The following is a 23720-nucleotide window of genomic DNA, read 5'->3' on the forward strand; positions in this document are numbered from 1 at the left end:
GATAATCCGTGCATGATTTCTAGCGCCCTTCAGATCTTAAAAGACGTATTCGGTTACGAACAGTTCCGTGAGCCTCAAGCTGAGATAGTTGAGACACTGGTTAATGGTAGCGATGCGCTGGTTATTATGCCTACAGGCGGCGGTAAATCCCTTTGTTATCAGCTCCCAGCATTGATTCGTCCCGGCACCGCAGTGGTTGTTTCGCCCTTGATTGCGTTGATGCAAGATCAAGTTACCGCGCTCTCCCAATGGGGGATCAGAGCAGGTTGTTTAAATTCTAGCTTAGATTTTTCATTAATTAATGAAATAGAGCATCAGTTAAGAGCGGGTGGTTTTGAGCTTCTCTATATAGCGCCAGAACGTCTATTACAACCGCGAACGTTGGCTTTATTACAAGAATGCCCTATCGCCTTGTTTGCGATTGATGAAGCGCATTGTGTATCTCAATGGGGTCATGATTTTAGGCCTGAATACCTACAACTCAGCCGCTTAGCTGAATTATTTTCTGGCGTGCCGCGTATCGCATTAACGGCAACCGCGGATCAACGTACTCAGCAAGAGATTGTTCACCGTTTGGCGCTACATGAACCTGCTGAGTTTATTCAAGGTTTTGACCGGCCAAATATTCGTTATCGAATTGGTCAGAAAGATAAAGCGAAGCAACAACTCCTTAAGTTTTTAAAGAATGAGCACCCTAAAGATTCCGGCATCGTTTATTGCCTTTCCCGTAAACGGGTAGAAGATACCGCTGAGTGGTTGAGTGAGCAGGGGTTTAATGCACTACCTTACCACGCCGGTTTGAGAACGGATCTGCGTAGCCATAATCAGCATCGTTTCCTGACCGAAGAAAATATCATTATGGTTGCAACCATCGCATTTGGTATGGGGATTGATAAACCTAATGTTCGTTTTGTTGCTCATTTAGATCTACCAAAAAGTATCGAAGCTTATTATCAAGAAACAGGCCGTGCGGGACGTGATGGTTTACCTGCGGATGCTTGGATGGTTTATGGTTTGCAGGATGTAATGTTTCTACGCCAAATGCTAGAAGGCTCACAAGCGCCGCTGGAACAGAAAATAGTCGAGCAGCAAAAGTTGGAAGCTATGCTGGGGTTGTGCGAAATAACATCATGCCGTCGGCAAGTCCTATTGAGCTATTTTGGTGAAGATAATCATGCTCCCTGTGGAAATTGCGATACTTGTTTAGAGCCTGTACCTGTATGGGATGGCACGGATGCGGCGCGTAAGGCTATATCAGCCGTTTATCGTTCAGGGCAGAGCTTTGGTGTAAACCATGTTGTGGATACATTATTGGGTAAACCTAATGATAAAACTGAACGTTTTCAGCATCAGAAACTATCTACTTGGGGTATAGGTAAAGACTTAGATAGAAACCAGTGGCGTTCGGTTTTTCGTCAACTGGTGGCACGTGGATTTTTAGGTGTGAATGTTGATCAGCACGGGGTTTTACACTTAACGGATCGTTGTCGTCCCCTGTTGAAAGGTGAGGAGAGGATACAGCTACGTAAAGATCAGCGTCAGCATACGCCTTATCGTAAGAATCAAGTACCGCAAAGTAAATTAGAAGCGGCCGATTATGCTTTATGGAATGACCTTAAAGCTACACGTAAGCGTTTATCGGATGAACAAGATGTACCGCCCTATGTGATCTTCCATGATGCAACGTTGATGGAGATGGTGATGTATCGCCCACAAACCTCCGATCAGTTTAGACGTTTAAATGGCGTAGGTGAACGGAAGTTAGATCTGTATGGAGCTGATTTCATTAGTGTGATTGAGCAACATGAGGGTAGTGGTAAGGATGAGGTTGCAAGCCAAGCTCAAGAATCGGTTTTGCTTTATAAAAGTGGTATGACCGTTGATCAAGTTGCACGCCAGCAGCATTTATCGCCTAATGCTATCTATGCTCACTTAGCGCAGTCTATTTTGAAAAAGGAGTTGGCTGTAGATGATGTTATTGAATTACCGAGTAATGAATTCAAAAATATTGAACAGGTTATCCTAGAGTGTCAGCACGAATATGGCCATGCCTTAAAACCGGTCTATGATGCTTTGGCCGGAGCTTATGAGATGGGTGTATTGCGTTGTATTAAAGCAAGTATGGATGCCTTGTGAGTGAGGAGCTTAGTTTAACGGCACTGTTTATCAGTGGTTTTATTTCAGCTACTTTATTACCTGGTGGTTCTGAGGTTTTGTTAGCTTGGCAGCTAAATGAAAACATACATAGTGCTACCAGTTTATGGCTAGCTGTAACGGCGGGAAATGTATTAGGTGGTGTTGTTACTTTCTTGATGGGGCAAGGGATAGCGCACTATTTTCCGCTACGTGTTTTTGATAAGCCGCGTCAGCAGAAGGCCCAGAGTTGGATAAAAAAGTACGGCGCCTTCTCTTTGCTTTTATCTTGGTTACCTATCATTGGAGACCCTATCTGTTTCATGGCCGGATGGTTGAAAACAGCTTTTATTTTAAGTGTACTAATGCTTACACTAGGGAAAGCAGTACGTTATCTGATTATTGTTGGCTTGTTTTAAAGCGGTTTAGATAAAAAGTAGGATCTTAAGTAATGTCACAGCGAACGCTATGGGGTAAATTGAGATTAATGGTTTTAATCTTAGTGCTATTGGTTGTGGCGTTAAATGCTTGGCTCTCTCGGGTTCGTTCTACGGATTGGCAGGAGTCATTATGGGTGGTTATTTATCCTATTAATTCAGATCAACGGGCAGATACTCAGCAATTTATTAACGGATTGAGTGATAAAGATTTTGATGATATTGAACAATTTGTTAGCCGTGAAGCAAAACGCTACGGTATCGTTTTAGATCAGCCCGTTGAGGTTTATCTAGCCCCCCCTTTACCTGAAGACCCACCAAAACCACCTGAACAATCCAGTATTTTAGAGAGCGTAATATGGAGTCTTCATCTTCGCTATTGGGCTTGGAATAATAACAGTTGGCAAGGACCTAGTGCTGATGTGCAAGTGTATCTGCGTCTCTTTTCTCCTCGCAACCATCAGGTTTTAGAGCATTCTCTTGGTCTACAAAAGGGGATGGTGGGTGTCGTTAATGGTTTTGCCAGTGAGGATTATCAAAGGCAAAACGATTTTATTATCGTCCATGAGCTATTACATACTCTTGGTGCAACGGATAAATATGATCTACATAATAACCAGCCCATTTGGCCTGAAGGTTATGCTGATCCAAACCTGTCGCCTTTGCTGCCACAACTTCAAGCTGAAGTTATGGGAGGGCGCATCCCTGTTGAAAAAAGGTTCTCGGTTATTCCTAGTAGCTTAGAGGATGTTGTAGTGGGTGATGAGACAGCAAAAGAGATAAATTGGATAAAATAGCCCCCCTTTTTTTACTTAGCTTAGCGATAACCGTTTATTCCGCTGATTGTGCCTGTTCGAGCGCGTTGACTATGTCATTTTCAAGTTCAATTAATAGAGCTTGGGCGGGGCTGCTTGGCTTCTGTTGACTAGGTCTTAGAAAAAACACTGTGGTTTTACTGTTTTTATGTAGCAAGGTTACTGATAGAGGGCATAATGCAGCCATCTCAGGGTCTTTATTAAGGATTTGATTAACATACCAAGGATTGCAAAATACTAAGCTTTGAATCTCTTCATAGCCATTTTGGTTATATTGATCACCCCAGCGTTCTTTAAAGTGATTAAGAGAGCTACCTATATTAGGTTCAAAAATCACAAAAAATTTATTGGCATCAAGTGATTGACTGATTTTATCGTAATTTCCCTCAAAATCACCTTCCATCTCTAACTTAAAAACCGGCGAAGCTATGGAAATTGGGCTTAAGGTCGTGATTGTAAATGCAAAACAGATGAGGATAACTTTTCTGGCTAAACGGTTCATGATTAATTTGCCTTAAGATGTCTGATACAGGTTTATTTATATTTCTTTATAGCAGGGATTCCTTGAAAGTGTATCACTTAAAATGTTGATGTATAATTCGTGACCATCAAAGTATTGATGCTCATCTCAATTGAATCTAACCGAACTGAATCAGTTCCATGGCCGTGTCAGTAATGAACTCAAATAGTACGCCTGAAATACATAATCTTACATCTGCTGAGCTTGATTCTGCCGAACAGAAAAAGCTAAAAGTCCGTCAAAATAAGCTGCAGAAGCGACTACGTCGTGAGATGGGTAAAGCTATTGAAGATTTCAATATGATTGAGGAAGGGGATAAAGTGATGGTCTGCCTCTCAGGAGGTAAAGATTCATACGCTATGCTTGATATCCTAATGAACTTGCAACGTAGTGCGCCGATTAATTTTGAGTTGGTCGCTGTGAACTTGGACCAAAAACAACCGGGCTTTCCCGAAGAGATCTTACCTGCTTATTTAGAAACTATAGGCGTGCCGTTTCATATATTAGAGCGGGATACCTACTCGATTGTGAAAGAGGTTGTACCTGAAGGAAAAACAACCTGTGCGCTTTGCTCTCGTTTACGTCGTGGTTCGTTGTATGGTTTTGCTGAAGAGATTGGTGCGACAAAAATTGCGTTAGGCCATCACCGTGATGATATTTTGGAAACCCTTTTCCTGAATATGTTTTATGGTGGTAAATTAAAAACGATGCCGCCAAAATTAGTGTCGGATGATGGTAAAAATACAGTGATCCGTCCTCTCGCTTATGCTCGAGAGAAAGATATAGAAGCTTACGCTGAACTAAAAGGTTTTCCTATTATTCCGTGTAACCTTTGCGGTTCGCAGGAAAATCTTCAACGTCAGGTTATCAAAGAGATGTTGCAAACGTGGGATAAAAACTTCCCAGGTCGTATTGAAACAATGTTTCGCTCTTTACAGCATGTTGTGCCTTCGCATTTGGCTGACACTGAACTATTCGATTTTAAAGGTCTTCAGCAGGGCTACCCTCACGGTATAGTACCTGGAACTGAAACCCCAACCTTTAAACCTGAGGTGCCGGTAGATGCGAGTGAAGCAGTACAATCTTACAATCCACAGAAGATTGATCTTCTGTCGTTGTAGCTCTATTTTTTTAGCGTTTCGCGTTGCTTATCTAAGTGACGGGCCTTTGTAAATGTCCTAAATTGACGGTTATTAGTCATTGAGGACATTTCACCTCTAAGAGATACTGGCTCCATCTTATTGGAGGTATCTTATGAAGATCATCGCTGCTTTAGGTTATCAGGATTGCCAGATTCTTGATCTGACCGGGCCGTTGCAAGTGTTTGCTTCGGCTAATCAGGTTCTAGGTTATGAAGCGTATCAACTTAAAATTGTTGGTGTAGATACGCATCCCATTTGTACCAATTCTGGTATGAAAATTTTACCCGATTTAGCGTTTTCTGATCTGATGGATGCGGATACCTTATTGTTATCAGGGGGGCGAGGGGTTAAAGCCCTTCTCCATAATGATGAACTTATTGACTGGGTAAAGCAGAGTGCTAAGCGGGTTAATCGAATTGCTTCGGTTTGTAGTGGCGCTTTTCTACTAGCGGAAGCTGGGTTGCTCAAAGGTAAGAAAGCGGTCACACATTGGAAGTCTTGCTCTTTACTCGATAAAAACTATGAGGATATCGAGGTTGAGAACGATGCTATCTGGCTTAAACAAGGAAATCTTTATACATCGGCAGGCGTTACATCGGGGATTGATTTAGCATTGGCGCTTGTTGAAGAGGATTTTGGCCATGGGATTACTATGGATGTTGCTCGTGAGCTGGTGGTTTTTGTTAAACGTCCGGGCGGGCAGGCGCAATTTAGTACCCAATTAAATGCCCAGAATAAGGCCACAGGGGTTGTGGCTAAAGCACAGACTTATATACAAAAAAACTTAGATAAATCCCTTGGATTGGCTCTGTTAGCTGAGTACTGCTGCGTTAGTGAGCGACATCTCTTTCGGCTTTTTAAAGAGAGTTGTGAGAGCTCGCCCGCGGCTTATATAGAGAGTAGTCGCTTGAACTTAGCACAACAGTTAGTGTGTGAAGGGAGGCTCAGTTTTCAACAAGTTGCTGAGCGTTGTGGCTTTGTCTCTGCTGATAATTTAAGACGTGTTTTTTTGAGGCGCTTAGGTGTTAACCCTCGGGAATACAAAGCACGTTTTGGGACATACTCGTTGAGTAACGAAGTAGGGATAGATTAATGAACAAGAATGTTTTTTTACTCTCCGTATGCCAAGCGCTGCTGACAACGGGCAATGTTTTATTGGTGTCTGTCGTTGCGTTGATTGGTCAAAGTCTAACGGTTAATCCCAGTTTAGCAACGTTCCCCGTCGCCACTCAGTTTTTAGGCTTGATGGCAGCGACAATTCCAGCGTCCTTAATTATGAAGCGCATAGGGCGTAAAAATGGATTCTATTTAGGTAATTGTGTTGGTATTTCAGGCTCTATTGTATGTATCTTTGCATTAACCGCGGACCTGTTTTACTTGTTTTCATTAGGCACGTTTTTGCTCGGTATTGGCATAGGGTTTGGTACCTTATATCGCTTTGCTGCTGTGGAAGTCTGCGCGGATGAACAGAAAAGTAATGCGATATCTTTTGTTATGGCTGGTGGTGTACTTGCTGCGATTGTAGGCCCTCAGTTAGCGATTTATAGCCAGACCTATTTCGGTGAGTTTGAATTTATTGGAGCGTTTATTGGTCTGCTCGTACTTTATACTATAGCGTTATTGATGCTCTTTTTTACCGAGCTTCCATGTGAGCAAGAAAAAAATACTTATGCGCCCCAGCGGCCGTTAAAAGAGATTGCCTCTCAGCCTGTATTTATCGTTGCAGTGATTGTTGCGATGGTTAGTTACGTAGTGATGAATTTATTAATGACAGCAACGCCCTTAGCCATGGTTCGGTGTGGTTTCACCTTTCCTCAAGCGGCTCACGTTATTCAATGGCATGTGCTTGGGATGTTTGCGCCATCATTTTTTACGGGGGGATTAATTAATCGTTTTGGTATCTACCCTATTATGTATTTAGGAGCCGTATTTATGCTGGCGTGTATAGGCATCAACCTTGCCGGTGTTAGTGAATGGCATTTTTGGACTGCGTTACTCTGTTTAGGCATTGGTTGGAATTTTATGTTTATTATCGCGACTCAGTTGTTTACGACCGTCTATAAACCCGCTGAGAAGGCTAAATCTCAAGCAAGTAATGAGTTTATTGTTTTTGGTATGGTGGCTGTTACTGCATTGTCTTCTGGCTGGTTAGAGATGACGTTAGGTTGGCAAGCGATGAATTGGATCGTATTGCCGCTAGTGTTATGGTCTATAGGGGTTATTTTCTATATTGGTCAACAGCGTAAAGTCGTAAATAATTGAGGTAAAAATGAGTTTTTCCCCGCTTTTGCTGACGGTATTAAGTTCATCGCCTATCAATGTCCAGCTACATGGATCTGTTGGATTTGAAGGTTTAGGGGTTGGTTCTATAGCTGATCTGAACCCCAGCCGGCTGGTGGCTTCAGGAAACGGTGATGTTCAACGATTAGAACAACTTTTTAAGCTTGGGGGTGGTTTAGGGCATACTTATTCTGATCTTTGGTCGGCGGTACTTTATCCTGATAGCCCTATTGAAACCGTTGATATTCAGCCTTTTATTCGGCCACAGCGGGGCAGTGCGCATCTGTTTTCTATGGTCGGCGACCTCCCGGGGATTGTGAATAACGAGTGCTTTCCTATTGGTGATCAATGGCCGATCAGTTGTACTGATCAGGAAAGGGCATTTTGTTTGTTACAGGAGCGAATGCGAAAGCTATGGAAAGAGGGGCGACCTGATCATGAAATGAGGTTGGCGCTGTTGGCTGATTATGCGGGTCGATTAGAGAAGTTAGCGCCACATAATTTTATGTATTGGGACGGTGAAATGATGTTTTCTTACACCTCCCTGAGTTCAGATATTGAGCCTTTGGCTTATCAGCAGTTTTCGGGTGATACCGTTAAGTTGAACGGTGCATTCCCTTTGACGATTATGGCTGAAACCAATGCGGATATAGCAATTGTCGCTAGCCATTCACTTTTACCACAGTCAACACCTATGGTTGCGGGTTCTGTTCTTTGCTTTTCGAGCGGGGATTATTTAGAGCGTTGTGATCCAGTGGTTTTTTGGAACGATTGAGATCAAAGTCTACACTTATAGCTATTTTCTTATACTACCTTTCTATGCTGCAAGTGCGTAATAAGTCTAAGAGATTGATTATTGATCAATTGCTATAATACTTGACCAAGGTTAATGATTAACCTTGCCTTAATCATGATAATGGACTTCAATTAGTGATGTTGTGGCGTTGTTGTAAAGGTTAAAGCGGTTCTTAGCTTGTATTAGTACCTTGTTTCGCTTGTCTTAATATTTCTCTTAAATGTTTTTGTGCAGGTGCTTTTAATTCCTATGGATTCCAAGGTTAGATCTATCTCTCATTCTGCAGAATCAGCGCTGAATGATCAATCTTCTACACAAACGAATCTCTTTGTTTGTGATCAAGTAGACCCATCTTTACTTGTGCAGGTATTCGATCGAATTGCACTGCCGACATTTGTCCTAGATACAAATCATGTTGTTCTTCATTGGAATTCCGCGCTAGAAAAGCTAAGTGGCCTTTGTCGCGAAGATATGATTGGAACTAAGAATCATTGGAAACCCTTCTATTCAACTCCGCGTCCTTGCCTAGCTGATTTAATACTTAATGGTGGGCGATATGAAGACGTTGAGTATTACTACACAAATAAATGTAAACGTTCTGAGCTTATCGATGAGGCTTATGAAGCGGAAGATTTCTTTCCTGAATGTGGGGCTGATGGTGAGTGGCTACACTTTACCGCAGCAGGGATCATGGATCCTGAGGGGAATTTAATAGGTGCGATCGAAACGTTAGAGAATATTAGTGCGCGAAAAATTGCTGAGCTTGAGCTACTTGAACGAGAACGAACTTATAAAGAGTTAAGTGTTACTGATAGCTTGACAGGTTTGTATAACAATCGACACTTTTACACTAAATTAGAAGTAAACTTGGATGAGGCTCGACGATATCGTCATGAATTTACACTCTGTTTTTTCGATCTTGATGATTTTAAAAAGTTGAATGACGCTTATGGTCATTTAATGGGAGATATGGTGCTAGAAACGTTTGGTTCCCTAATTCAATCGTCGCTTCGCGGTTTAGATAGTGGCTATCGTTATGGTGGTGAAGAGTTTGCTGTATTGCTGCCTTCTACAGATACTGAAGGAGCACTGAAAGTAGCAAATCGCATCAGAGAAAGTCTAGAAAGCTATCAATTTATGCTGCCGGATGATGGCAATCTACACGTGAGTGTTAGTATTGGGCTAACTGCCTATACAGTAGGGGATAGCGTACAAAGCATAATGACTCGAGCGGATGAGGGCTTATATAAAGCGAAAAGCCAAGGAAGAAACTGCATTATAACGGTTTAACCTTTCTTGGCTCTGTGTAATGATTCGCTTACCTACATGGAGGCACGATGAAAAGTTATCTTTTTTCTACAGACAATGAACGCGGAGGAGTTATCCTCTGTGATATTGATACGCTGCCTGACGCAGTAGAGTACCTCAAACAGCGTTTTAAAGGGGTTGTTCGAGTTGAGCAGGGGCGCGACTATTGGTCGGAAAAAGAGGGCTTTGCTAGCTTGCCTGCATTAGAGGTAGACTCAAAAGCCCCCACTTCGGCCCCCTAATTACCTACTTTAACGGCTATTAAGCGCCTTTTAATATTCAGGTTAACTTCGTTAGCGGTTCTGAGTTAAAAGTAAATAGTGTTAGGTTTTTAATTCTCTGTGATTCAAGTCTATAAGGTTAATGCGCTGACTTTATAGAGATTTTTCCTGACAAAGAAATCTGAGTTGAGTAAAGTACAGCTATTACTCCTCATAACGATTACTAAATCAGGAAACGGATGTTTCAGGTTTATCATTCCAACTCATTACTTGTATTGAAAGATCTACTTGTTGAACTTATTCGACGAGACCCTCTTTCCGACCCTTTTCGTGCAGAACAGATTTTAGTGCAAAGCCCTGGCATGGCGCAGTGGCTTAAATTGGAACTGGCTGCATCATCTGGTATTGCCGCATCTGTGGACTTTCCACTGCCTGCCTCTTTTTTATGGCACTGTTTTTCCGAAGTGTTAGAAGGGGTACCCGCCCGCTCTGCTTTTAATAAGGAAGCGATGAGTTGGAAGTTGATGTTACTGCTACCGGATCTATTGGAGACAGATGAATTTTCTGCTCTTAGGAGCTACCTAGCTGATGATGAGTCTAGGTTTAGGCTCTATCAGTTATGTAATAAAATTGCAGATATTTTTGACCAATATCTCGTCTATAGACCCGAGTGGGTTGCTGATTGGGAGCAAGGCGGTTCTTTGGCCGCAGAGCGTCACCCTTGGCAACCGATTCTTTGGCGTGCATTAACCCAGCAGACTAAAGCGTTAAGTCAACCTCATTGGCACCGAGCAAATATGTTCAGTGCGTTTGTTGAGTCGGTACGAAACATTGGTGATATAGACAAACTCCCTAAGCGTTTATTTGTCTTTGGTATCTCTGCACTGCCCCAGAATTATGTTCAAGCTTTGCAAGTCTTAGGCGAACGTATTGATGTACACCTCATGGTGACCAATCCTTGTCGTTATTACTGGGGGGATATTGTTGATCAAAAACAGATCGCTAGAATGAATCGACGCTGGTTCAGTAAGCCTGAACTTGATTACAGTGACTATGCTGAAGGTAATCCATTACTTGCCTCTATGGGTAAGCTTGGACGTGATTATCTTTATCAATTACAAGACTGCCTTGGTGAAAGTGTTGGTGATGAGATTGATGCTTTTGCGGATCTTGAAAGACATTGTTTACTTAGCAGTATTCAACAAGACATCCTAGATTTAGACAATCCTGCTCAGTTTCCAGAAGACCCTTCCACAAGTGCCTATAAACACGCTATTACAAACGATGACCAATCATTGATTGTACATAGCTGCCATAGTGCTTTACGAGAGGTTGAAGTCTTGCATGATCAATTACTCGCTATGTTTGAGAATGATCCTAATCTTAAACCCCGCGATGTGATTATTATGATGCCTGATGTAGCTCAATATGCTCCTTATATTGATGCTGTTTTTTCTAGCGTACCTTTTGAACGCTATATCCCTTATTCCATATCTGATCGGAGTAGTCGCCAAGAAAATCCTTTATTACTAAGCTTTGAGAAGCTCGTAAAACTCGATAGTAGCCGCTTTACTGTATCGGATGTTCTTGAATTGCTGGAAGTGCCTGCAATTATGCGACGTTTTGATCTGGATGAGCCGAGCTTTCAGCGATTAAGGTACTGGGTCGATCAGGTTAATATCCGTTGGGGGATGGATTCTGAACAGCGAAGCTTATGGCAATTGCCCTTGTTTGAACAAAATAGTTGGCGTTTTGGTTTGCGTCGAATGTTATCAGGCTATGCGCTAGGGGAAGAGGTTAGTTATTGGCAAGATATTGCACCTTATATGGAGATTGAAGGTCTTGAAGCTGAACTTTTAGGCAAGCTAGCTGATTTTATAGATCTTCTCGACGAGGTAAAAGACAGCTTTAGTGGTGAACATGAGCTTACGGAGTGGGTTGATATTATTAATGGTTTATTAGATGCCATTTATAGTGCTGATGAAGCCGATGAAATACCTCTGAATGGAATTAGACAAACCTTGCAAGCATTACAAGAGCAGCTTAGCGATGCGAACTATGTTTTGCCCTTGTCTTCTACCGTGATGGCTGATTATTTGATAAATGGAATTAATCAACAGCGCTCGTCTCAGCGTTTTATGGTGGGGGCTGTTAACTTCTGTACGTTAATGCCTATGCGCTCTATTCCGTTCTCTGTGGTTTGTTTATTAGGGATGAATGACTCAGCCTATCCACGGAGTATCCCACCTGTCGGCTTTGATTTAATGACTGATTACCCTCGACGGGGAGATCGTTCACGTCGAGATGATGATCGGTATCTTTTTTTAGAGGCGCTCTTATCTGCGCAAGCCTGTTTATATATCAGTTTTGTGGGGCGCTCTATCAAAGATAATAATGAGAAAATTCCATCGGTATTAGTGAGTGAATTATTAGACTATGTGACACAAAGTTATGTTTTAGAGGGAGATCAAGCGCTTTCTACGAGTGAGTCAGGTGAGAAATTAAGAGCCCATTTGATTCAACAGCATCCGATGGTACCCTTCAGCCCCGTGTACTTTTTGCCACAAAATTCGTCATCGTCGTTATTTAGTTATGCCCGTGAGTGGTTACCCGCGGCAAGTGCAGAGAGCGAAGCGCCTTCTGCTTTTTATGTCGATGCCTTAGTTGAAGAGCCTCAAGAGCAGATTGAACTTAATGCTATTATTAGTTTTTTAAAGAATCCCTGTCGCAGCTTTTTCAATCAACGTTTAAAAGTATTTTTTGCTAATCATGAAGTTAAAGCTCAAGATGAAGAGCCTTTTGCGCTGGATGGTTTACAAGCTTATTTAATTAAACAACGCTATCTTGAAACGGCACTGTCGGATGGTGATCTTAACCAGTTAGATCAGACCATACTTGCAGAAGGCGCCTTGCCTGTTGCAACCAATGGCCAATTAAAGCTTGCTCGGATTCGTCATGACTGTACTGAATTAGCGCACAAGTTATTGCCTCTATGTGAGGGTGAACCACAACGCTTAGAGGTCAAGATAGCCTTTCCTAATTTACTTTTACAGGGCTGGCTAGACCATTGTTATCCAGCCCACTTATTACGTTATCGGCCCGCTGAGATCAATGCTCGTGATCGTCTGGGTAGCTGGGTTGAGCATTTAGCGTTGTGTTTATCTTCAGATCAGTGTCGTAATACCGTATATCGAGGGTTGTCTGGTAAAGTTCACTACCGCGCTGTAGAAAAAGAACAAGCGTATATATATTTAAAAACCATCGTTGAGTTTTACCAACAAGGTATGAATGCACCCCAAGCATTTGATGCTAACAGCGCACGTGAGTACTTTAAGCAATATCAAAAAGACCCTGATATAGCTTTAGCATCTATAGAAACCCTGTTTTACGGGGGTAGTCACAAAGCAGGTTTGCAAGATGATCCCTATATACGTCGAGCTTATCCTGACTATGCGCAGTTTTTGGAGCATTTTGTGCCTTTAGCAGAGGCCATCTATGCCCCGATGCTCGACTACATGGAGGAGGGTAAAGATGAGTAATATTTTACCTTTAGATCCATTAACTTTCCCGCTTCAAGGGCAACAGCTTATTGAAGCAAGTGCAGGAACGGGAAAAACTTATACTATTACGGCCTTGTACTTACGGCTCCTTTTAGGCTTAGGCAATATTAATGATAAGCCTTTAGGTCCAGATCAAATTCTGGTTGTAACTTTTACTGAAGCTGCCACCGAAGAGTTAAGAGACCGTATTCGTAGTCGAATTGTGGATGCGCGTTCCGCTTTTTTGCAGGCAAATAAAGATATATCCGATCCCTTTCTAATCGCATTAAAGCAGCAATCAGCTGATCATGCTCAAGCAATTAAATTGCTAGAGCAGGCGATTCGTCAGATGGATGAGGCTGCTATTTTTACGATCCATGGTTTTTGCCAGAGGATGCTAAAACGTCATGCTTTTGAAAGTGGTTCATTGTTTGATAACGAACTAACAAAAGATGATCAGAGCTTGATTCGTAGTGCGGTTGTCGATTTTTGGCGCAACACCATCTATCCACTTAATAATGATTTAACTGAGTTAGTCTTATCTGAGTGTTGGAAAGGACCTGATGAGTTAATGTCTCAGCTGCGAGGGCTGCTGAACCATACAGATTTAAAGGTTGAACCGGATCTGTCTGGGGCCTCTTTACAGGAGGCCTATGATGAACGTTTAGAGGCGTTGAATCATTTCAAACAGTCTTGGTTAGCAAATGATAATGACCTTATCGCTTTAATTCAGGCCTCAGGTGTCAATAAGCGGAGTTATACCAAAGCGAGTGTGCCTAAATGGCTCGCGCAAATCGATCAGTATGCAGCATCTGAACAGTTAGAACCTAATTCAAGCTTGTTGAAGGTGATGCAGAGGTTCACCCAAACAGTGCTTAATGAAAAAACAGATAAAGGTGAGGCGCCACAGCACCCATTATTTGTGGAATTAGATGCTTTACTCTCTCAGCTTTTGCCTATCAGAGAGATATTATTAGGGCGAGCACTGCAAGAGGTCAGTGAGCGTTTACAGCAAGCTAAGAAACAGTATCAGTTACAAACATTTAATGATCTGCTGACGGATTTAAGTGATGCGCTTCGATCTGAAAAAGGCAGTGCGCTATCTATTGCAATTAATCAGCAGTTTCCTGTTGCGATGATTGATGAGTTTCAAGATACCGATCCACTTCAGTACGGTATTTTTTCATCTTTATATGCCGATCAATCTAATACAGCATTGGTGATGATCGGTGATCCTAAACAGGCTATTTATGCTTTTCGTGGTGCGGATATTTTTACCTATATACAAGCTCGACGCTCAGTGAAAGAAACCTATACCTTAGATACTAATTGGCGTTCGACTCAAGCAATGGTTGATGGGGTTAACAAGTTGTTTGAGTTTGCGGATTCTGCATTTATTTATGATGAAGATATTCCATTTTATCCAGTAAAAGCGGCGGATAAAGGGGCTAAAAAGCTTAAGCTACAAGAGTATAAACCGGCAGCTCTTACGTTTTGGTGTCATCCAGAGGAAACTCCCTTAAAGAAAGGGCAGTATCTAACTACATTTGCCCAAAGTACCGCCGCTGAGATTGACCGCTTACTTAATTCTGACGTGACTATTGATGAGCGACAGATTGAAGGGTCAGATATTGCTGTATTAGTACGTGATCGTTTTGAAGCAGAAGAGGTGCGTCGTGCACTGGCGGTGTATGAGCACCCATCTGTTTATTTAAGTAACCAAGATTCTATTTTTACTTCTATCGAAGCGTTAGAGCTGTCGTTAATTTTAGCTGCCGTTGAAACACCGCAAAAGGAACGTACTTTAAAAGCTGCGCTTGCGACCGAGTTATTGCAACTGGATATAGTGCAACTTGATGCTCTTAACCATGATGAAAATCTCTGGGAACAGGTTGTTACTGAATTTACTGGCTATCGTGATCTATGGTTAAAGCGGGGGGTATTACCTATGCTTACCCAGCTTTTGCATCAGCGAAATTTGGCGGCTAAAACATTACAACAAGCCTCAGGTGAAAGGCGATTAACCAATCTATTACATCTAGCTGAGTTATTGCAGCAGGCTAGCAGTCAGTTAGAGGGTACGCTTGGATTACTGCGTTGGTTTAATGAGCAGATTAGTAATCCTTCTAGTGCCAATGATGATCAAATCTTACGCCTTGAAAGTGAACGAAACTTAGTTACCATCGTGACGGTTCATAAGTCAAAAGGCTTAGAATATCCCATTGTGTTTTTGCCTTTTGCTTGCAGTTTTAGAGAAGCTAAAACTGCCCTTTATCATGATGAAAATGGACAATCCATTTTGGATATGGGTAAAAACGCAGCGGCGCTTGAGCAAGCAGATAAGGAGCGTTTAGCTGAGGAGTTAAGGTTGCTCTATGTTGCCTTGACCCGTTCGGTTTATCGTTGTTATGTCGGTGTGAGCGATATACGTATTGGTAATAGTAAAGCATCCCGCCTAAAAGACAGTGCCTTAGGGTATTTATTGCTCCAATCTGGCCGCTCACTGGAAGAGGCTTTATCTGAGTTAGTCTTATGCTCTCCCGCTATAGAGGTGGTTGTTCCACCGGATCATGGTGTTCAAAAAGATCTATTTACGGCGGATGATGTAGTAAATCCGAGGTTAGCAGCGCAGACGTTTACAGGGAGTATTGATCGAGAGTGGCGTGTCAGCAGTTATTCTGCTCTTAGCCGTCATAGCACGGCTTATATACCCGATCTGCCTGGCTTGGATCTTGAGGTGGTGGATGAGGCTACTCAGCTTGTCGAGGTAGAGATACCAGAAGGCCGTAATATTTTCACTTTCCCTAAAGGGGCAAATGCAGGAACCTTTTTACACAGTATTTTTGAAGAGATTAGTTTTCCCGCGTTTATCCACGCGCAGACTCAGTCTGGCGGTTTGTTAGACGAGGGATTTTCTCAACAGATAAGCGATCAATTGGTATTGGCCGGTTATGAAGTGGAATGGTTGCCGGTTATTGAGCAGCTAATTACCGATATATTGACGACTGATTTGACGAGTAACGGTTTGAAACTAGGCGGTGTTGCTGATTCTGATCGATTAGTTGAGATGGAGTTTATGCTCAGGGCTGATAGGGTGACAGTCTCTGATTTAGAGGTGCTTATTCGCAAGTACGATCCTCTTTCAGCCAAAGCTAAGCCTTTATCATTTGAGCCTTTAAGAGGCATGCTTAAAGGCTTCATTGATCTGATCTTTCGTGATGGAGAGCGATATTACATAGTAGATTATAAATCGAATCATCTCGGTTATGAGAGCGGTTGTTATAACCAAACCTCGTTAAACGAGGCTATGATCGAGCATAGATATGACCTGCAATATCTACTGTATACCTTGGCTGTACATCGCTTATTGAAACAGCGTATTCCTGATTATAATTATGAGCGCCATTTTGGAGGTGTTTATTACTTATTTCTGAGGGGGATCGGTCCTTTGGCGGATAACTCAGGGGTTTTTAATTGTCGTCCTGAGCAGGCTTTAATTGAAGCGCTGGATCAATTATTTTCAGGTGAAGGCTTGGGAGGTAATGCGTTATGATGAACCCAGTCAATGACCAAAAAGATAACTACCTTTTTCAACTTAAACGATGGGTTGGCTTAGGTTATATCCGCTCAGTTGATTATCAGTTAGCCCATTTTTTATCGGATAAAATCGTTTACTCTCCAGAGAATATCTTATTATCCGCTTTGGTTAGTTATGAGCTGGCGACAGGTAATGTTTGTTTACCTCTTTCTCGGCTTCAATCTCCCCAAGATTATTGGCCGGATGAAATCAGCGATCTGTTGATAAAGATAGATTGGTCACGTGTTGAACTAGATGAATTAGTACTAGGTTCCGGCGAATCTGTTACCCCGCTAGTTCTTGATAAAGAAAGGTTTTATCTTTATCGCTATTGGCAATACGAGTGTTCGGTTGCAGAGGCGTTGATACAGCGTGCAGTCTCGATTGAAACCGATGAGGTTCTGCTGCAAGCCGGGTTAAGAAGTTACTTTCCCACCGGAAATACGGAAGAGATTGACTGGCAGAAGGTGGCGGCTGCATTAGCCGTGCAAAAACGTTTCTCTGTTATCAGTGGTGGCCCGGGTACAGGCAAGACAACGACTGTTATTAAATTGCTCGCGCTTTATATTGAGCAACAGAAAGCAAAAGGGGATAGTTTTACGATTCAACTTGCCGCGCCTACAGGTAAAGCGGCTGCGCGTTTAGCTGAATCTATTTCTAGAGCTAAGCATAAATTGGATCTTGAGCCTCAATTAAAAGCTGAAATACCATCAGAAGCGAGTACTCTGCACCGTTTGTTGGGGGTTATTCCTAATAGTATCTGTTTTCGGCATGATGCAGAAAACCCCTTACACCTCGACCTTTTAGTGTTAGATGAAGCCTCGATGGTTGATCTACCAATGATGTCTCGTTTGCTTAGAGCCTTGCCTGCTTCCGCACGTTTAGTCTTGCTGGGAGATCGTGATCAGTTAGCGTCGGTTGAAGCGGGTAGTGTTTTAGGTGATATCTGTAGTTGGCCGGATAAGCTTTATTATTCGGCACAGCAATCTTCTCAGCTGAATAAGCTTTGCCAGTTAGCACAACCTGTGCCTGTAGGGGCTAGTAGTACATTTTCGGATAGCCTCGCAATGTTACATAAAAGTTATCGCTTTGATGATCAAAGTGGCATCGGTTATTTAGCAAGGGCCGTCAATGCGGGTTGTTGTACTGATGTAAAAGCCGTGATTAAAGCGGGTTATAGTGATCTTAATTATCACTACCTGTCGCAAGATAGCTATGAGGCTATGATCAACACTTGTGTCGATATTTATGCCGAACTCTTTAAAGGCCTTTTCTCTGGAGACAATCCACAACAGTTATTAGTTAACATGATGCGCTTCCAGCTTTTATGCGCACGTCGTCAGGGTGCTTATGGAGTGGAAGGTCTTAATGATCGTATTTATGCCGGACTGCGAGAGCGGGGCTTGATTAAGGAGGAGGGCGGGTGGTATCCAGGCCGCCCCATCATGATCACTCGAAATGATACCTCTCTTTCTCTGTTTAATGGTGATATAGGTGTCGCTGCTTTTGATGATACTGGTCGTCTAAAAGTTTGGTTTGAAGAGAGTGGAGAGCTGAGATCAGTATTGCCCAGTCGTTTACCTGAGCATGACACTGTATTTGCAATGACGATCCATAAAAGTCAGGGTTCTGAGTTTGAGCGAGTGATGATGGTATTACCACCAAATGACAGTCCCTTATTAAGTAGGGAGTTGTTGTACACCGGCGTTACCCGTGCCAAAAAGGTGTTGGATATTATTGCAACTGAATCTGTTTTATTACTAGCAACGGAAAGGCGAACGGAAAGAGCGGGAGGTTTAGCTCTGAGATTGTGGAAATAATCTACAGGGCATACAGGTGATAAATAAACGGCTCAGATTGATACAATCTGAGCTGCAATTTATGTAGATCTATTTAAGAAATACCAAACGTTTAACGGCCGCGATGGTGTCGTCTTTGTTGCTCTAACTCATCCATACGACTTTCTATGCGAATCGGTTTTACTTTAGCTTTACTATTTTCCCAAAGCTGCAGAATAATAATTCCAGCAGCAATAGCCAGAAGAACGGTAAATGTCATCATAACCTACTCCTAAGCCGGTATTGGACCAGCTATAACGTAATTTCAGTATAACCTAAACGAGATCACTATTATCAAAAAGAAAGATCTAAAAAACTATGATTAAGTCTCAGCTTAAATGATAGATCTCTTTTTGTAGCATCGTAAAAGCTTTTAAAACAGCTTACGGCTTCTATTACTATATTGGGGTAATATTTTATTTTTAAACGCCAGCTTGAGTCAGAAACGCTTCCAGCTCAGTAAAACCACCAATATGCTCTTGGCCGCAAAATACCTGAGGAACAGTTTCAACAGGTTTGCCTACTGTTTTTTCTAAGTCTTCTTTGCTGATATTTTCTTTATGAATATCAATGTAACGATAGTCCAGACCTTTTATTTCACATAGCTCTTTTGCTCTTACGCAGAAACCACAACCTTCACGACCAAAAATAGTAATACGTTTCATTGCTGGATCTTCCTTCTAATATTTAAGTTGAATGTATTGAAACAGCTTCTTATAGGGATGACTAATTAGATCTATTAATCTTCTCGATTGTTTTTCTAAATCAAATAATTTGGTCATTAATTTTGGGGCAAAAGCAGAACCATATTGGTGCGCTAATCTCTAACTTTTGCTGGACACTTATAAGTGTGAGTAACCTTGTGCAGTGCAATAAGGGGGTCAATCAGGGATGGTTATTGGGCTTAACCACTTTGTCCCCAGTGTCTGTGGATAACCCTGTAAACAACCCTTGGGAAAGCAACTTAAGCCCCTATAAAATGGCTCTATCTCATATCTGGCTAAAAAATAACCAGTCGTTTATCTTGTTGATTTTAAAGGTATATTCTTGTTTTTTAATGTATATAAAAGGAAATTGCTAAGTTTTGGAGCATTAATGTTTTCGTCATTAATCTTTAACTTATGTCAATGCCTTTGTGGGTTAAATATAAAAAAACCAGGCAAATAAACCTGGTTTTTTTATGACTCAAATATACAGCTTAAAACCACTCATCTTTCCGTTTTCTTCGTTTAGGGAAGTATGGGAGAATCAAACCTAGAATCACACCCCCTAAAGCTACTAGACCGCCATGTGTAAACCAACGCATTAGATTGCTTTCATCGCTAGACTCAATTTTAAAATTAAGCTCTTTGATGGTCGCATTTAATTCGGCTACTTCACTGGTTAGAAGCTGGTTCTTTTCGCGCATACCACCTGATTCACTTTGCAGTGTCTCTATTTTAGCGGCTTGCTCAGCGACAGTGATTTGGCTTTCTTCAAGACTGCTTTGTAGTTTCGGTAATCGGACCGAGATACTATCGCCTGGGTCTACAGCGGTTGGTTCAACCCAACCTATGCGCCCTTTAGGCATACGTATCTGGACATACTTGGTCTTTGGGTCTCGTTTTAGTATATCAACAGCACTTCCGCTTGGGATGCGTGTGATAATACGATATTGATTGCTCGGGCCGTTATGAACATAGATCATTGCATCATCAGCAATATGACCTTTTTCAGCATGGACGGAGGTAGAAAAGAGTAGAATTGTGGCTAAAATTAACTTTTTCATTGATACAGTTGTTTGAACACTAGAATTTGTCATATTGTACGGATTAAACTGGCTGCTTAACAGGTTGTTTTGTAAGTAAAGACGTAAAAACTTCCATAACTGACAAAACAGAGAGGTAGAAGTACGTATTACCAAGAAGCGAGACAGCCTCAGTATGCCTGTTTGGCTGTTGTTAAGATTCATATTGTTTTAATTCGTTCACTTTATTTTTTAATCGTTTAAAAATAGTAATTAACTCTTCAGGGGAACTAAATGGAAAATTTCTTTGATGCCTACGTCTTCCCATGGATCGTAGATATTCTTATTGCGCTGGCTATCTTTTTTATCGGTCGCTGGGTTGTTAAGCAGCTGATAAAACTGTTAGAACGCGTCCTGCGCAAATCTAAGCTTGACGATATGCTGATTAACTTCATCACATCTATAGCTAATGTTGTGATGCTACTTTTTGTAATTGTTGCTGCATTAAGCCATTTAGGTGTTGATACTACATCGCTTATCGCTTTAGTTGGTGCTGCAGGTTTAGCTATTGGCCTATCTCTTCAGGATTCTCTGAAGAACTTCGCTGCTGGCGTTATGTTAGTGATTTTCAAGCCTTTCCGTGAAGGTGATTTTGTTGAAGCGGCGGGTGTTTCTGCTGTTGTAGAGCATATCCAGATCTTCAACACGATTATGCGTACAGGTGATAACCGTGAAGTTATCGTTCCAAATGGTGCTATTTATAGCGGCGTAATCACTAACTTCTCTGCGCGTGATACACGTCGTATCGATATGGTATTTGGTATTGGCTATGATGATGATCTTCGTAAGGCAAAAGAAGTATTAGCTGAGATCATTGCTGCAGATGACCGTATTCTCAAAGACCCTGCACCTGTTATCGCTGTATCAGAATTGGCTGACAGCAGTGTTAACTTTGTTGTACGTCCTTGGGTCAACTCTGCTGATTATTGGGCAGTGCTTTGGGGAACAACTGAAGCGGTTAAATTACGTTTTGATGAGGAAGGTATTAGTATCCCTTTCCCTCAAATGGACGTTCATATGCATAAACAAGAAGAAGCTTAGCTTCTAAATGTTTCTCTTATGATTGAAAAGAGCCTCAAATGAGGCTCTTTTTTTACATAAATTCTAAAACAACAACGATTTTAAGTTATGGGTTCTTTTCCTCATCACCTTTTAATAACTTAAGTTCTTTGCTTAACAATAAATTTTCCTGTTTGATCTTTTGTGATTCCAATCGGTATTTCATTATCTCTTGATAACGGGCTTCGATTTTTTCTTCGAGTTGATCGATGGTTTCTTGCTGACGTGCTGTTTTGTCTTCTAGTTTATCGAGCTGTGTCTGTAGCTCTTCGATCAAGCCAAAGCTTGTCATGCTGACAGTGCTATCACTGTCGCTGTCTTTCTCTGTTGTTTGTAGCTCAGAGAATATATGGCTGTATAAGGCCTTTAAGTCAGCTTCTTCGCGCTGGTTGTAGCGGATAGTGTTCTCTATAGCATTATGTGCGCTGGCTGCACCTAGAGAGCCTGCGAGCACATGCTCCACCATACGATGGAACTCGACGAGCTCTATAATGGTGATAGTTTCTTTTTTAGAGACTTGTAAATCTTCGGCGATGGTAAGTACTTCATTGGTCGCTTTCTCTTCATCAATATAATTTGATAAGAGGCTTTTTGCTTCTTCAATTTTAAGCTGTAAAGGGATATAAGCGTCTAACCCTGTAGGGCGAGCCTTACGTTTTTTCCTAGTGGTCATCGAGCTGATAAATTCAGTTCTAAGGTTTCTTTCGTTTTTATTTGGGCTAAATATGAGAGAACCGATAATATAGCAGCTAATGTTGAACACCATCGACCAAAAAACCGCATGGGTAATCGGGTGTAAACCCTCAAGTCCAAAAAGCGCTTCAGGTCTCAGTGCTTGTATATGCCAAGGGCCATGGGTTAATAGATCTTCTGAAAACCATCCTTGCTTAATAAATGTGGGAATCAATAGGCTATAAAACCATATACAAAAGCCAGAAAGTAATCCCAATTGGGCACCGAGGCTATTCCCCTTTTTCCAGAAAATGCCACCAAATAAAGCCGGAGAAAACTGTAGAACAGCAGTAAACGAGATAAGCCCAATGGCTACTAATATATAAGCATCAGAGAACTCGTTAGCAAATAATAAGCTCCCCATTAAAATAAGGGAAACAACCAACCAGCGCAGTTGTAATAAGTAGCTTCGGATAAACTGTAGGGTAGGGATTCTTTCCAATATAGGCAGAATTAGATGATTGGACACCATAGTTGAAAGCGTCATTGTGGTAATAATAATCATCCCTGTTGCCGCTGAAAAACCGCCAATAAAGGCTAATAGTGTGAGACCACTACTACCGGATTGTTGAGGGAGAAGTAGCACAAAAAAGTCAGCTGATTCTGAGGGTATTCCCATTAGTAAGCCAGCAGCGGCGATAGGTACAACGAATAGATTGATCAAAACCATATAAAGTGGGAATACCCACATGGCTGTTTTAATATGCCGATGATTGGCGTTTTCGATAACAGATACATGGAACTGTCGAGGTAAGTTATGTATTGCTGAGAAGCTTAAGATCAGTAGAGTGATCCACATCAGCCCGCTATCTTTAGTGGCTGTAAAACTGGCAACATGCTCTAAGTCTGCTTCTTTTAGACGATTTAAAATATCGCCAAATCCATCGAATAAATAGTAGGTAGCAAAAATACCTACAGCTATAAATGCAATGAGTTTCACTAGGCATTCAGCAACGAGTGCAGCCATCATCCCTTGATGTCGCTCTGTTGGGTCAAGCCTTCGAACACCAAAAATGATGGTAAAACCTATCATAAAGAGTGTGACAATCCAGCCTGCTAAATCATGCTGCGGGCCGCTGTTAGGACTATTGGTGATCAGTTCAAATGAGCTAATGATTGCTTCAAGTTGTAGAGCTATATAAGGAACAATACCGATTAGGGCGATGAGGGTAACTGTTGCGGCGATTTTTTGAGAACGGTTATAACGGGTAGAGATAAAGTCAGCGATACTGGTGATTCTGAATGTTTCTTTTACTTGAATCATACGTTTAAGTGTAATCCACCAGAAAATAATCCCTATCAGGGCCCCACCATAGATACCTAAAAATAGTAAGCCGGAAGATGCTGCAAACCCAACACTGCCATAAAAGGTCCAAGATGTGTGGTAAACAGCTAAGGATAATGCGTAGACCCAAGGGTTACTTGATGTGGGTTTAGATTTATTTTGGATGCGTTTTTCAACTACCTGAGCAATGGAAAAAAGCAGACCTACATATAAGCTGATATAAAGAATTACGGATAGCGGTGTGAACATATT

18 protein-coding genes are annotated in these 23720 nt (G+C 41.8%); 13 read left to right on the forward strand and 5 right to left on the reverse strand.

The window, feature by feature from the left end; translation table 11 throughout:
• Nucleotides 1-12: 12 nt before the first annotated feature.
• Genes recQ through ACOQOE_RS06865 form a run of 3 tightly spaced genes read left to right on the forward strand, consistent with a single transcriptional unit; the run spans nt 13 to nt 3367 of the window.
• Nucleotides 13-2136 carry a DNA helicase RecQ gene (recQ, locus tag ACOQOE_RS06855; RefSeq protein WP_420555291.1) on the forward strand — a complete coding sequence of 708 codons (2124 nt, stop codon included), beginning with the start codon at nt 13-15 and terminating at the stop codon, nt 2134-2136.
• Nucleotides 2133-2552: a YqaA family protein gene (locus ACOQOE_RS06860; RefSeq protein ID WP_067864202.1), complete on the forward strand. Its 420-nt coding sequence runs from the start codon at nt 2133-2135 to the stop codon at nt 2550-2552. The genes recQ and ACOQOE_RS06860 overlap by 4 nt, the downstream gene beginning before the upstream one ends.
• A gap of 32 nt (nt 2553-2584) precedes the next feature.
• Nucleotides 2585-3367, forward strand: coding sequence for a hypothetical protein (locus tag ACOQOE_RS06865; protein WP_420555292.1), 783 nt, complete (start codon nt 2585-2587; stop codon nt 3365-3367).
• A 34-nt stretch (nt 3368-3401) separates the two neighbouring features.
• Here the strand turns inward: ACOQOE_RS06865 and ACOQOE_RS06870 are convergent, their stop codons facing one another.
• On the reverse strand, nt 3402-3887 hold the full coding sequence (locus ACOQOE_RS06870) for a DUF302 domain-containing protein (RefSeq protein WP_420555293.1): 486 nt from the start codon (nt 3885-3887) through the stop codon (nt 3402-3404).
• A gap of 173 nt (nt 3888-4060) precedes the next feature.
• Here ACOQOE_RS06870 and ttcA point away from each other — a divergent pair, with 173 nt between their 5' ends.
• The 9 genes from ttcA to recD all read left to right on the forward strand — a co-directional run bounded on the left by ttcA (nt 4061) and on the right by recD (nt 18588).
• Nucleotides 4061-5026 (forward strand): tRNA 2-thiocytidine(32) synthetase TtcA, encoded by a 966-nt coding sequence (gene ttcA / locus ACOQOE_RS06875; protein WP_420555294.1) that lies wholly within the window; start codon nt 4061-4063, stop codon nt 5024-5026.
• A gap of 133 nt (nt 5027-5159) precedes the next feature.
• Nucleotides 5160-6140, forward strand: coding sequence for a GlxA family transcriptional regulator (locus ACOQOE_RS06880; RefSeq protein ID WP_420555295.1), 981 nt, complete (start codon nt 5160-5162; stop codon nt 6138-6140).
• The gene (locus ACOQOE_RS06885) at nt 6140-7309 is read left to right on the forward strand and encodes an MFS transporter (RefSeq protein WP_420555296.1); all 1170 of its coding nucleotides are present in this window, start codon (nt 6140-6142) and stop codon (nt 7307-7309) included. The genes ACOQOE_RS06880 and ACOQOE_RS06885 overlap by 1 nt, the downstream gene beginning before the upstream one ends.
• 7 nt (nt 7310-7316) lie before the next feature.
• The gene (locus ACOQOE_RS06890; protein WP_067864223.1) at nt 7317-8102 is read left to right on the forward strand and encodes a class II glutamine amidotransferase; all 786 of its coding nucleotides are present in this window, start codon (nt 7317-7319) and stop codon (nt 8100-8102) included.
• Nucleotides 8103-8372: 270 nt separating this feature from the next.
• Nucleotides 8373-9413, forward strand: coding sequence for a diguanylate cyclase (locus ACOQOE_RS06895; protein ID WP_420555297.1), 1041 nt, complete (start codon nt 8373-8375; stop codon nt 9411-9413).
• 47 nt (nt 9414-9460) lie between these two features.
• Nucleotides 9461-9673, forward strand: coding sequence for a hypothetical protein (locus tag ACOQOE_RS06900; RefSeq protein WP_420555298.1), 213 nt, complete (start codon nt 9461-9463; stop codon nt 9671-9673).
• A gap of 218 nt (nt 9674-9891) precedes the next feature.
• Complete coding sequence (recC, locus tag ACOQOE_RS06905; protein ID WP_420555299.1) at nt 9892-13191, forward strand: exodeoxyribonuclease V subunit gamma; 3300 nt, start codon at nt 9892-9894, stop codon at nt 13189-13191.
• The gene (gene recB, locus ACOQOE_RS06910) at nt 13184-16744 is read left to right on the forward strand and encodes an exodeoxyribonuclease V subunit beta (RefSeq protein ID WP_420555300.1); all 3561 of its coding nucleotides are present in this window, start codon (nt 13184-13186) and stop codon (nt 16742-16744) included. Before recC ends, recB begins: the two co-directional genes overlap by 8 nt.
• Nucleotides 16741-18588, forward strand: coding sequence for an exodeoxyribonuclease V subunit alpha (recD, locus tag ACOQOE_RS06915; RefSeq protein ID WP_420555301.1), 1848 nt, complete (start codon nt 16741-16743; stop codon nt 18586-18588). The genes recB and recD overlap by 4 nt, the downstream gene beginning before the upstream one ends.
• Nucleotides 18589-18679: 91 nt before the next feature.
• Here the strand turns inward: recD and ACOQOE_RS06920 are convergent, their stop codons facing one another.
• The 3 genes from ACOQOE_RS06920 to ACOQOE_RS06930 all read right to left on the reverse strand — a co-directional run bounded on the left by ACOQOE_RS06920 (nt 18680) and on the right by ACOQOE_RS06930 (nt 20374).
• A complete protein-coding gene (locus ACOQOE_RS06920) occupies nt 18680-18829 on the reverse strand; it encodes a hypothetical protein (protein ID WP_156473660.1) in 150 nt (49 codons plus the stop codon).
• Between the two features lie 199 nt (nt 18830-19028).
• Nucleotides 19029-19271, reverse strand: a complete 243-nt coding sequence (locus ACOQOE_RS06925; RefSeq protein ID WP_067864239.1) for a GrxA family glutaredoxin — start codon at nt 19269-19271, stop codon at nt 19029-19031.
• A gap of 533 nt (nt 19272-19804) precedes the next feature.
• Nucleotides 19805-20374: a TIGR04211 family SH3 domain-containing protein gene (locus ACOQOE_RS06930; protein ID WP_420555302.1), complete on the reverse strand. Its 570-nt coding sequence runs from the start codon at nt 20372-20374 to the stop codon at nt 19805-19807.
• Between the two features lie 252 nt (nt 20375-20626).
• Between ACOQOE_RS06930 and ACOQOE_RS06935 the strand changes: the two genes are divergently transcribed.
• Nucleotides 20627-21433 (forward strand): mechanosensitive ion channel family protein, encoded by an 807-nt coding sequence (locus ACOQOE_RS06935; RefSeq protein WP_067864242.1) that lies wholly within the window; start codon nt 20627-20629, stop codon nt 21431-21433.
• Between the two features lie 85 nt (nt 21434-21518).
• Here ACOQOE_RS06935 and ACOQOE_RS06940 read toward each other — a convergent pair whose 3' ends face one another.
• Nucleotides 21519-23717 carry a hypothetical protein gene (locus tag ACOQOE_RS06940; RefSeq protein WP_420555303.1) on the reverse strand — a complete coding sequence of 733 codons (2199 nt, stop codon included), beginning with the start codon at nt 23715-23717 and terminating at the stop codon, nt 21519-21521.
• Nucleotides 23718-23720 lie beyond the last annotated feature (3 nt).

Origin of the sequence: Neptuniibacter marinus, from assembly GCF_965223595.1 — a bacterium.
GTDB lineage: Bacteria > Pseudomonadota > Gammaproteobacteria > Pseudomonadales > Balneatricaceae > Neptuniibacter > Neptuniibacter marinus.

Coding starts and splice junctions, on each gene's coding strand:
- recQ (WP_420555291.1), top strand. CDS start 13: ATGATTTCTAGCGCCCTTCAGATCTTAAAAGACGTATTCGGTTACGAA.
- ACOQOE_RS06865 (WP_420555292.1), top strand. CDS start 2,585: ATGTCACAGCGAACGCTATGGGGTAAATTGAGATTAATGGTTTTAATC.
- ACOQOE_RS06870 (WP_420555293.1), bottom strand. CDS start 3,887: ATGAACCGTTTAGCCAGAAAAGTTATCCTCATCTGTTTTGCATTTACA.
- ttcA (WP_420555294.1), top strand. CDS start 4,061: ATGAACTCAAATAGTACGCCTGAAATACATAATCTTACATCTGCTGAG.
- ACOQOE_RS06880 (WP_420555295.1), top strand. CDS start 5,160: ATGAAGATCATCGCTGCTTTAGGTTATCAGGATTGCCAGATTCTTGAT.
- ACOQOE_RS06885 (WP_420555296.1), top strand. CDS start 6,140: ATGAACAAGAATGTTTTTTTACTCTCCGTATGCCAAGCGCTGCTGACA.
- ACOQOE_RS06890 (WP_067864223.1), top strand. CDS start 7,317: ATGAGTTTTTCCCCGCTTTTGCTGACGGTATTAAGTTCATCGCCTATC.
- ACOQOE_RS06895 (WP_420555297.1), top strand. CDS start 8,373: ATGGATTCCAAGGTTAGATCTATCTCTCATTCTGCAGAATCAGCGCTG.
- ACOQOE_RS06900 (WP_420555298.1), top strand. CDS start 9,461: ATGAAAAGTTATCTTTTTTCTACAGACAATGAACGCGGAGGAGTTATC.
- recC (WP_420555299.1), top strand. CDS start 9,892: ATGTTTCAGGTTTATCATTCCAACTCATTACTTGTATTGAAAGATCTA.
- recB (WP_420555300.1), top strand. CDS start 13,184: ATGAGTAATATTTTACCTTTAGATCCATTAACTTTCCCGCTTCAAGGG.
- recD (WP_420555301.1), top strand. CDS start 16,741: ATGATGAACCCAGTCAATGACCAAAAAGATAACTACCTTTTTCAACTT.
- ACOQOE_RS06920 (WP_156473660.1), bottom strand. CDS start 18,829: ATGATGACATTTACCGTTCTTCTGGCTATTGCTGCTGGAATTATTATT.
- ACOQOE_RS06925 (WP_067864239.1), bottom strand. CDS start 19,271: ATGAAACGTATTACTATTTTTGGTCGTGAAGGTTGTGGTTTCTGCGTA.
- ACOQOE_RS06930 (WP_420555302.1), bottom strand. CDS start 20,374: ATGAAAAAGTTAATTTTAGCCACAATTCTACTCTTTTCTACCTCCGTC.
- ACOQOE_RS06935 (WP_067864242.1), top strand. CDS start 20,627: ATGGAAAATTTCTTTGATGCCTACGTCTTCCCATGGATCGTAGATATT.
- ACOQOE_RS06940 (WP_420555303.1), bottom strand. CDS start 23,717: ATGTTCACACCGCTATCCGTAATTCTTTATATCAGCTTATATGTAGGT.